5 protein-coding genes are annotated in these 10,180 nt (G+C 71.1%); all 5 read right to left on the bottom strand.

Features of this window, described 5'->3' with window-relative positions; all coding sequences use genetic code 11:
* Positions 1 to 1,316: 1,316 nt before the first annotated feature.
* Complete coding sequence (locus D6270_RS26610; protein WP_413251966.1) at positions 1,317 to 4,970, bottom strand: WXG100-like domain-containing protein; 3,654 nt, start codon at positions 4,968 to 4,970, stop codon at positions 1,317 to 1,319.
* A gap of 114 nt (positions 4,971 to 5,084) precedes the next feature.
* Positions 5,085 to 5,453, bottom strand: coding sequence for a hypothetical protein (locus tag D6270_RS26605; protein ID WP_109163156.1), 369 nt, complete (start codon positions 5,451 to 5,453; stop codon positions 5,085 to 5,087).
* A gap of 2 nt (positions 5,454 to 5,455) precedes the next feature.
* Positions 5,456 to 5,911 carry a YbaB/EbfC family nucleoid-associated protein gene (locus D6270_RS26600; protein WP_109163157.1) on the bottom strand — a complete coding sequence of 152 codons (456 nt, stop codon included), beginning with the start codon at positions 5,909 to 5,911 and terminating at the stop codon, positions 5,456 to 5,458.
* Positions 5,912 to 6,020: 109 nt separating this feature from the next.
* Complete coding sequence (locus D6270_RS33705) at positions 6,021 to 9,653, bottom strand: AAWKG family protein (RefSeq protein WP_151414726.1); 3,633 nt, start codon at positions 9,651 to 9,653, stop codon at positions 6,021 to 6,023.
* A 47-nt stretch (positions 9,654 to 9,700) separates the two neighbouring features.
* Positions 9,701 to 10,162: a type VII secretion system-associated protein gene (locus D6270_RS26590; RefSeq protein WP_109163158.1), complete on the bottom strand. Its 462-nt coding sequence runs from the start codon at positions 10,160 to 10,162 to the stop codon at positions 9,701 to 9,703.
* Positions 10,163 to 10,180: the final 18 nt, after the last annotated feature.

The following is a 10,180-nucleotide window of genomic DNA, read 5'->3' as shown; positions in this document are numbered from 1 at the left end:
GTGAACCGTGAACCGGCCCTCGGCCTCGTACCGGGCCATCGCCCCGGCCAACTCATGGAACTCCGTGGACCGCTGATTGAACCGCGAAACCACCCGATCCCACGCATCCACCGGAACAGAACCCTGATCCGGCAACACCGGCTTGAAATAACCGACCAGACCGACATTCCCCGCATCCGCGCCCAGCAGGACATCGACCCCGCCGACCGTCTTCGCCTTGATCTCCGGCGGCTTCGGCAACGCCCCCGCATCCAGCCACTTCGGCGCCGAAGGATTCGTCGGCCGCACATCCACGACGACATTCCGATTCCGCGCCACATCACGGAACTTGTCGAAATTCTTTTCCGGAATACCGTACGTATGCCGCGCCGTATAGGCGTTGACGACGAGGGAGTTCGTCGGAGGCGCTTCCTGCGGGACGGACGGGGCGGGTGGGACGGACGGCTCCGTGGGCTCCGGACGGTGCAGGCGGCGGGCCAGTTCGGCGGTGTCGTCGGGGCCGAGGTCCAGGTCGGACAGGGGCAGCGGGGCGTCGGAGAGCGACCAGGCGATCTGCGCGGACCGCGCGTAGGAGAGACCGAGCACATCGGACTGCGAGACCAGGGTGCCGGGTGCCGGCGCGGGCGGCGGGGGCGGCAGCAGGCTGTCGAGGGTGGTCGCGGGGGTCGCGGCGGCACGCAGTCCGGCGGCGGCCTCCAGGAACGCGGTGTACTGCCCGCGGGTCGGGCCCGTGCCCGGGTCGACCCGCGGCCGCCCGCCGTCGGCGTGCCAGTCGGTGACCATCCGGTCCAGCAGGCCGGGTGTCATCCGGCCGTCGCCGTACCGTGCCGCACTGCCCGGGCCGCGCCAGCGCAGCCCGTCCACGTACGCGAGGCCCGCCAGCAACTCCCGGTGGCCCGGCCGCTGTTCGGCGTCGGGGCCGAGGACGTCGCGCAGGGTGCGGATCTGCTGGAGGGTCCGTGCGCGGGCGAAGGCGTCGGCCGGGTCCGGGCCCGCGTGCAGTCCGGCGTCGCGCGCCAGGTCGTCCAGTTCGGTTCCGGTGGGCTCCGGGGTGAACAGCCGCCAGCGGCCCGGGCCGTCGGGTCCTTCGGCGAGTACCGCGCGTACGTTTCCGTCCCGGTCCTTTGCCGTGCCCGCCTCGGTGGTCGGCGCGTACACCGGGCGCCCGGTCCGGTTCGCCACGTGCTGGGCGACCGGCAGGCCCGCGATCCTCGGCTGCTGCCCGGTCTCGCAGGAGAACAGCACCAGCGGCCGGTCCTGGTCCCCTTCCCTCGCCCAGTGCTTGAGCAACTCGCCCAGCTGGACCCCGCTGACCTTCACCGTCGGGCGGCCGACGATGTCCGTGCCGAGGGTGACGGTGCGGGGGTGCCGTGACCCACGAAGTAGTCGGCGCCGCGTGCGGTGCCGGAGCCGGGGAGCGCGGTCGGCGGACCGGTGAAGACCGTACGGGGCGCGGCGGGCGGGGCTTCGGAGGACTCGGAGGGCGGCGGCTCGGCCGAGGTGGTGCGGACCCCGCGGAAGGTGTCCTGGCCGAGCAGCGCCTCACGGCCCGCGCTCCGCTCCGTACCGTCCTCGGCCGGGCTCTGCGAGATCGCCAACGTCCGTACGGCGACGCCGGGTTGCGGCGTGACGGCGGTCTGCGGCACAAAGCGCCGGAGCTGGTCGAAGGGGACCGGCTCGCCGGTGAGCGGGGTGATCGAGGGCCCGGTCGCGGGGAGTGACGGGGTGCCGTCCGCGTCGGTGGTGCTGGTGGTGGCCGGGCCCGGTGTCTCTCCTCCCGCCTCCATGACGCTGTCCCGCCTCGACTGCGGGTCGGGGTCGCTGGGGGTCTCTCCCCGCGTCGGGCGCGGGCCCTCGCTCTCCGGGGCCACGTCGCCGACCGGGGAGTCGGCCGACGGACGTGCCGGGGTTCCGCCTTGGCCTCCCGCCGGGCCGACGGGGCGCACGATGATCTGTCCGGGCGGGGGCACCACGGGCGGAGGGGTGGCGGTGAGGCTCCCCTCCCCACGGCCCGATTCCAGGTGCACATCGGTGGCCGTCCCGGTCCAGGGCCGGGCGTCGGCGGCGTGCTTGGAGACGACGGGGGCCTCGGTGGTGGTCGTGACGGCCGGCGGCTTGGCGTCCGGGGTGGTCGTGACGGCCGGCGGCTTGGCGTCCGGGGTGGTCGTGACGGTGGGCGGCTTGGCGTCCGGAGCGGCCTCGGGGGTGGTGTCGAGAGGCGGAGGCTTGACGTCGGGGCCGGGCGTGGAGCCGGTGGTGGTGATCACCGTCGGCTTGACGTCCAGGTCCCGCAGATCACCGGTGAGGGGAGCCGGTTCGCCCGACACCACCTTCACCGAGGAGGGGTCGACGACGGGTGGCCCGGACTCGGTACGGCGCGGGCCGGTCCCGGACTCGACGGTCCCGGACTCGGTGTCGGTGGAGGTCTCCGGGGTCCCGGTGGAGGTCTCCGGCGGCGCCTCGGTGGTGGTCTCCGCCGCCTGGTCGCGCGGCGGGGGCTGGACCGCTCCGTTGTCACCGGTCGGGCCGCCCTGAGCGACGGAACGCGGCGGCGGGGTCGCCGGGTTGGCCGACGAGGCGGGCGGTGCGGTGGGCGGGGCGGTGGGCGGTGGAGCGGCCGGCATGACGGGGGGCACGCCCAGGGCGTCCGCGAGCGGCAGGAGCACGTTCGCGCCCGGGAACGCCGTGTCGGCGCCGCTGTCGGGCAGGGGGCTGGAGCCGGGGCCGGTGAGCGGGCGCACCTCCACGGGCGCGCCGGGTCCCTCCCGGGTCAGCTCGACCGCGTCGCGTACCGGCTGGCCCGTCGCGTCGGTCCCGGTCGGCGGACCGAGCACCACGGCCCGGTCCACCCCGGCGCCGTCCAGGAGCGCGGCCGCCTCCGGCGATGCGGCGAGCGGCGGCGGCCCCTCGGAGACGACCACGGTCAGCGGGGGCGCCTGGGTGCCGGGGCCCTCGGCGGTGACCGGCGCGTCGCCACCCAGGTCGCGCGTCCCGGGCCCGCCGTCGGCCTCTCCGGGAGCACGCGTGTCCCCGTACGAACCGCTGGTGTCCACCTGGGGAGGAGCGGTGGTGCGGCCGTCCGGGCCGGGCTGGTTCTGCCGGTCGGGAACGGAAGGGGGCTCGGTGACCGGCGACTCGGCCGTGCCCGCCCCGCCGGGCGTTCCGGTGGTGGGCGACCCCACCGGGCCCTGCACCCCGCCGGGTGAGCCGGCGTCCGACGGCTGGGCTCCCGGCCCCGGGATCGGCGTGTCCACCGTCACCGGCGTGCCGAAGCTCTCCAGGGCGCGGCGCACCGCGTCGGTGTCGACCTGGCCGGCCGGGGTGTTCCCGGTGGGCACCACCCGTATCTCGGGCAGCTGCGACAGCCGCTCGTGCACCCCGTCGCGTACGCCGATCTCGGCGGGACCCGGCGTCTGGGTGCCCCGGAGGGCCGCGAGCTCCCGCAGCGCCTGCTCGCGCACCTCGGCGGGGCCCTGGTGGACCTGCTGCCACAGCGCGTTCTCGGCGGCGGTCACCGGCAGCGGGCCGGGGGTGTACGGCGGCGGGTCGGCCGAGAAGTAGGGCGGCGGGTCCTGCGAGACGTAGGGGGGCGGCGACTGGCTGCCGCTGAAGTCGCCCTGGCCCGTGGTCTGCTGGACGACGGGAGGGGGCGAGGACAGGCCGGCGTCTCCCCCGCCGCCGGTGCCGTCGGTACGCGGCGGTCCCTCGGCACGGTCGGGGCCGTTGCCCGCGCCACGGGTCGCGGAGTCGCTCGCGCCGCCGGAGACGGTGGGCGGCTGCTGGAGACGCATCTTGTCGATGACGTGGCGCAGTTCGGCGGCGCTGTTCAGCGCGGTCCCCATGAGGGTGGACTCCACACGGCTGCTGACGCCCGCGCCGACGAAGGTGGTCCAGCTGGAGGACCAGTCGCCCTCGAAGGCCCCCTTGATCAGGATCTCCCCGACCACCTCGCCCGCTCCGGCGGCGATGAAGTCCACCGTCCCCTTGATCCCGTAGCGCCCGGCCAGCACGCCCGGCCGGTCGAGGTTGAAGCGCAGGATGTTGCTGTTGCGCCACAGCTCGGGATTGTTCCGGAAGGCGAGCGGGCCGTCCCGGAAGGTGACGGGCACCGGGTTGGGCGAGGGGCCGGGGCCGTTGCCGGGCGGGTTCAGCTCGGGGCCGGGGCGGTCCTTGGGGAGGTCGACCTCGGGGCCCGGCTTGGGGTTCGGGGTCGGGCCGTTGCCCTTGATGTCGATGTTCGGCGTGTCACGCCAGTTGGGGTTCTTGAAGTCGAGATCCGGGCCGTTCTTCAGGAACTTGCCGTCGAAGCTGCGGACGATGTTCCTGGCGACGTTCTCGAAGATGCTGGTGAAGAAGCCCGCCGCGGCACCGAACGCGGCGGCCTTGCCGATGTCGCTCCAGTCGATGGAGTCGGGGCGGCGGCCGTTGGGGGCGAAGTTCATCATCGCGAGCCGCACGGCGAAGGTGGTGAACGCCTCGGCGAACGCCTCGGTCAGCGAGGGCGTCAGGTGCAGCCGCTGGAGCAGGTGGCTGAGGGTGGTGAGGATGAAGAAGCGGCTGCGCATCTTGGCCAGCATGATCTGGCTGGCCGAGGCGCCACCGGTGAAGAAGGACATGGCCAGGTAGATGGCGATCTCGATCAGCAGCCGGATGATCTCGGCGATGACCTGCCACTTGGACTCCATGATGTCCATGGAGGTCTTGCGGCGGCCCTCCGCGATCTTGTCGAGCTGCCCGGCGAAGTCCTTCAGGTAGTTCTTGCCGCCGTCGTCGATGAGCGTGCCCATCGCCTTGCGGTACGACTCGGCGAGGTCGTCCGGCATGGACTCGCCGATGTCGTGGACCGACTTGTCGATCAGCGCGGACAGCTGCTTCACCTTGCGCCCGAGGCGGGAGTAGGGTCCACGGCTCTCGAAGGCGAGGTCCTCGTCGGCGTCCATGAGCTTCTCCCCGGTGAGGATGAAGATCATGGCGTTGACCTCGGGCGATACCTGGATGCTCACCGGCGGCCGCCCCGGGGGCCGCGCGGGCAGCACTGACCGGCCGCTCCCGTGTGCGCACGGGAGCGGCCTGCGGTGCGGAGGTCAGCGCCGGCCATACCTGCCCGGGCCGCCGAGTCCGTCCGCGTCCAGACGGTTGTTGTTGCGGTCGATCTCCTCGATGTTGCGGTCGCGGGTCTCCTGCATCATCCGGACGTTGCTGAGCGTGGCGTCGGTGATGGCCATCACCGCGTCCTGGACGGCCATCACGGTGTCCTTGGTGATCTGCCGCTCCTTCTGCTCCTGCGGCCGGGCCTTCTCCGAGAACTCGCTGTTGGTGCCGGGCCAGCTGATCGTGGGGGCCAGGTCGTCGAGGAACTCCTCGGTCATGGACCGGGCCAGCTTCCCGATCTCCTCCAGCTGCCGCGTCTCGGACTCGATGCGCTGCGGGTCGACGTAGTAGCGCTGCCCCATCGTCAGTCCTCTCCCTCTTCGCCGAGTGCGTCGCGCCAGGCCGGGGTGGCCGGTCCGCCGCGTGCCTTGTCGTCATCGTCCTCGCGCAGCACCTCGGGGCCGAAGATGCGCTCCCAGTCCATCTCGAAGCCCTTCAGCTCCGGCACCTCGCTGCTGGGCTCGGTGAAGGGCGCCATCGCCTTCATCACGTGCCGGTTCATCTTCACCCGGGCCGCGCTCGCCGCCTCCAGGACGCTGGCGGCCAGCTCCTGGGGCGACATGTCCCGGTACTTGTGGTCCAGGAACTCGATGCCCGACAACTCGCCCTGCGGGCCGGCGGTGGCCCGTACCGCACGGTCGGAGGAGACCACGGCGAACGACGCGGACCGCAGCTCGCGCTCGGTGCGGGCGACCGCCTCCTGAGCTGCGTGCAGTTCGGCCATGGCCTTCTCCAGGCGCTTCTCCATCGGTTCCGTCATGCCCGCCCGCCCTCTCCTGCCGTTCCGGTCCCGCCGTCCCCGGACACGACCGTACGTCCACCGTGTCCGCCCTCCGCACCCGCCCCCGCACCGGAGGGCTGAAAGGCCGTCACCGGCCGATCACGGCCGGGGTGCCGCCTTCCTCGGTGCCCCAGACGTCCACGTCCTCCTCCAGGTAGTCGGCCGAGGTCGCGGGCCGGCGGCTCTGCTCCTGTTCCTCCTCGGCGGAGTCGCCACCGGTGGTGGCGACGCGGGAGGCGGGGGTGAGGAAGGTGTCGCTGTCCTCCTGCCGGTTCCACGAGCTACGGCGGCGGCGGTTGCGCCGCTCGCTCTCCTCCGCGGCGTCCACGAGGACGGAGCGCACGCGCTCTCCGTTGCCCTTGTCGCCGCCGCCCGCACCCATACCGCCCATGCCGCCGCCCATCGGCATCCCGGGGGTGCCGGGCGCGCCCGGGGCGCCGGGTGCTCCCGGGCCGTTGCCGCCGGCTCCGGGGCCGGGGCCCGCCGCGTTGCTCGCGGGGCTGTCGGAGAGCGGGGAGACCTGGCCGAGCGTCTCCGACGAGGGGAGGTTCGCACCGGGACCACCGCCCCCGGGCCCGCCACCGGAGCCGCCCGCTCCGAGCCCCAGCTCCGAGAGGTTGACGTCGCGGGTGCTGATGCCGTCGCCGCCGCCCCCACCGCCGCCGCCTCCGCCGAGCCCCTTGAGGGCGTCGAGGTCCAGGTTGCGCTGGGTGTTGAGACCGTCCAGGTCCAGGTTCCGCTGGGTGTTGAGACCGTCGAGGTCGCGGTTCAGGTTCCCGAGGTTGTCGAGATCGCGGTTGCCGTTCAGGTTCCCGGGGTTGTCGAGGTCACGGTTCTGGCCGAGATCCCGCAGCTGGTCGAGGAGGTCCTGCCGGCTGTTGTTGCCGCCGCGCGAGTTGAGCTCGTCCAGGGTGACCGTCTCGGTCTTGCCCTGGGGGTCGGTGACGGTGGTGGTGCCGGTGTCCGGGTCGATGGAGTGACTGGATCCGTCGGGGAAGGAGTTGAGGAACCGGCCGTTGTCCAGCTTGGAGACGGAGCCGTCCGGGTTGGTCACCTCGGCACCGTGGGTGAGGTCCGTGGTGACCTTGGATCCGTCCGGAGCGATGCTGGTGAGCTGCCCCGTGTCCGGGTCGAAGACGGCCTTGGACCCGTCGGGGAACGTGGTGGCGAAGTCGCCGTTCTCCAGCCCGGTGAGGCTGCCGGTCGGGGACTTCAGCCCCGTGGTGTCGGAGTTCAGGTTCCCGAGGTCGCCCAGGTTGTCCACGGTCTCCCGGTCACCCGGGCCGTTCAGGTCCCCGATGGAGTCCCGGTCGCCACGGGACTCGGTGGGCAGATCGGCGTTGATGTTGCCCAGGTCGCTCAGGTCCGGGATGTTGTTGCGGCCGTTGAGCCCGCCGAGGTTGCCGAGGTTCTCCGTCGTGACGGTGCCGTCGGGGGCGGTGGAGGTGGCCTGGCCGGTCGCGGGGTCGATCTCCTGCTTCGTGCCGTCCGGGAACGTCGTCGTCAGCTTGCCGTCGTCGCCGAGGGAGGTGACCGAGCCGTCCGGGTTGGTCACCCGGGCGCCGTCGTTCAGGTTCTGCGTCGTGACGCTGCCGTCCGGGTGGGTGGTGGTGAGCACCCCGGTGTCCTTGTCGAAGGAACTGCTGCTGCCGTCCGGGAAGCCGGTGGTGAGCTGGTTGCCGTCGAGCTGGGTGCTGCCGCCGGTCGGGGTACCGAGGGTGCCGCCCCCGTCCTTGTTGAGCCCGCCGAGGTTGCCCAGGTTCTCGGTGATCGCCTGGTTGGCCGCGTCGTTGGGGTTCCGGCTGGTGACAGGGCCGTTGATGTTCGCGCCGAGGTTGTTGAGGTTCGGAGCCACGGGGAGCGGGCCGCCGCCGGGGTTGTTGACGTCGCCGAGGTTGCCGAGTTTCTCGGTGACCACGCCGCTGACATCGTCGAGGCTCGGGGCGTTCGTCCCGCCGCCGGGGCCTCCGGGGTTGTTGATGCCACCGAGGTCGCCGATGCTCTCGGTGACCGGGATGTCCGCCTTGAGGTTCAGCAGATCGTCCAGGTTGCCAGGGTTGTTCCCCCCGTTGCCGCCACCCGGCCCGTTGATGTTGCCGAGGCTCTCCTCCATCTGCTTGGCCTGCTCCTCGGCCTCCCGCTTGGCCTCTTCCTGCTCACGACGCTGCTCCTCGCGGAGCTCGTCCTGGTACTTCTTGTCCTCCTCGCGCTGGAGGCGCTGCTCCTCCCGCAGCTCGTCCTGGAGCTTCTTGTCCTCCTCACGCTGGAGGCGCTGCTCCTCCCGCAGCTCGTCCTGGTACTCCTTGTCCTCCTCGCGCTGCTTCTCCTGCTCCTTGCGCAGATCCTCCTGGAGCTTCTTGTCCTCCTCGCGCTGCTTGCGCTGCTCCTCCCTCATCTCCTCCTGGAGCAGGCGGTTCTTCTCGTTCTCCTCCTTGATCTTGTCCTGCTCCTCCTTGAGCTTGTTCTTCTCGTACTCCTCGCCGGCCGTGCTGGTCGACTTGGGCTTGGGTACGTTCTCGGAGAAGTCCTTGGAGAGGTCCAGGAACTGGTTGTTGAGCCTGGACTGCACCTCGCGGGCGGGCTTCACCAGCATCTCGTCGACGGCCCGGCCCCAGATGTCGACCGCCTTGTCGCCGACCTTCGCCCAGTTGGCGATGTCGGTGAGGTCTCCGTAGTCGGGGTGGACCTGGGAGAAGTCGCCCTTCGGGCTGTGCCTGACGGTCGAGCCGTAACGGGTCGTGGTGGAGGTGATGTCCGTCTTGGCCACGTTGTTGGCGTCGACCCACTGGGCGAGGTCGTCCAGGACGTAGCGGAGCACCCGGAGCGGGTCGTAGTAGTCCGACTGGGCCCACTTCAGCCAGTGCCCCAGCAGGTCCCGGGCCGCCTGCTCCAGGTGGGAGCGGCCCAGCGACAGGGCGCGGGAGTACACGGTGTTGCCGGTGCCGGTCGCGTCGCCGCTGCCCGCCGTGCTGTTGAAGGTCTCCACGTAGCTGTCGTAGTTCTCGCGGATCTTCTTGATGAGGCTGCGGAACACGTCCGCCGCCTCGCCCTTCCAGCTCGCGTCCTCCCGGCCGAAGCGGTCCTCCCAGTCCTTCAGGAGGGGTGCGTGGTCCTTGAAGAACTTGGCCGCGTAGTCGAAGGACTGGCCCGTCTCGGTGAAGGAGCTGAGGTCGACGACATCGGCCTCCTTGGCGACGAGGCCGCTGAAGCGGCCGTCGCCGCTGTTGCCCTTGAGCAGGGCGAGGAGAGCAGCCCGGGGCCCGTTCATGTACTGGGCCAGCGGGATGGTGCTCATCTTGTCCTTGTTGTAGTCCGTGAACTCGTTGCCCTCACGGACGTTCACGTTCTCCACGTCGGTGGAGTCGGTGCCAGCGAAGATGATCTCGTCACCGGACTTGACCCGCCCCTCGAAGACGATCCGGGCCTGCATGATGGAGCTCTTCTTGCCGCTGTTGAAGAACCAGATGTCGTAGTCCTGGCCCGTGCTCTGCAGGAAGCCGGAGTCCTTGACCAGGACGCTGAGGCTGCGCTCCTTGATGTCCATCCGGAACAGCTTGCCGCCGTGGTCGGAGCGGAGGGTGTCGAAGACCTTGGCACGGTCGGGCACCGGGTAGCCGGTGATATGGGTGACCAGCTGGGCCCAGTTGTCGGAGGACGCAGCGTCCGTCTTCCTGTACTCGTCGACGTTGGACACCGAGTCCTTGTCGTACTGATCGGCCACCGGGCACCCTTTCCTCTCTGTCGCCGCCCACGCCGGTGCGGGGGGGGTTAGTTCTCTTCCGTGCCCGAGGATCCGCTGGTGAGCGTGTCGACCTCGTCGAAGGTCTGGAGCAGCGTCTGGGCGTCGATCGCGTCCAGATTCTTGTTCTTGGTCTTGTTGGCTTCCTCGATGGTGTCGGTGAGGGCCTCCTTGAGCTCCTTGAAGAGCTCCATCTGGTCACCGAGCAGCTTGTCGACGGAGCCCGCCACCGTCTTGACGCTCTCGACGAGCGCGGGGCCGGAGACCAGCTTCTCCTTGTTCATCAGCCCGATGCGCAGGAGCTGGCGGTCCTGGTCGAGGTTGTCCGCCGTGGTGTGGCCGTCGATCAGCTCGCCGAGGGGCCGGATGTCTCCGCTGCCCTCCTCCCGGTGCTGCTTCGCCTTCGTGTAGACCGGGTGCACCTCGTTGTCCCGGAAGTTCTCCATCTGCTTGAGGTCGAAGTGCTTGACGTCGGCCTTCTCACCGGCCATGGGGCTTCCTCCTGCGAT

It is taken from the genome of Streptomyces griseus subsp. griseus, assembly GCF_003610995.1.
Lineage (GTDB): Bacteria > Actinomycetota > Actinomycetes > Streptomycetales > Streptomycetaceae > Streptomyces.
The sequence above is the reverse complement of the archived record's forward strand: the minus strand, read 5'-3'. Positions and strand labels throughout refer to the sequence as shown.

Bases quoted from the DNA above. Each gene is read 5' to 3' on its own strand.
- D6270_RS26610 (WP_413251966.1), bottom strand. From the start codon at position 4,970: ATGATCTTCATCCTCACCGGGGAGAAGCTCATGGACGCCGACGAGGAC.
- D6270_RS26605 (WP_109163156.1), bottom strand. From the start codon at position 5,453: ATGGGGCAGCGCTACTACGTCGACCCGCAGCGCATCGAGTCCGAGACG.
- D6270_RS26600 (WP_109163157.1), bottom strand. From the start codon at position 5,911: ATGACGGAACCGATGGAGAAGCGCCTGGAGAAGGCCATGGCCGAACTG.
- D6270_RS26590 (WP_109163158.1), bottom strand. From the start codon at position 10,162: ATGGCCGGTGAGAAGGCCGACGTCAAGCACTTCGACCTCAAGCAGATG.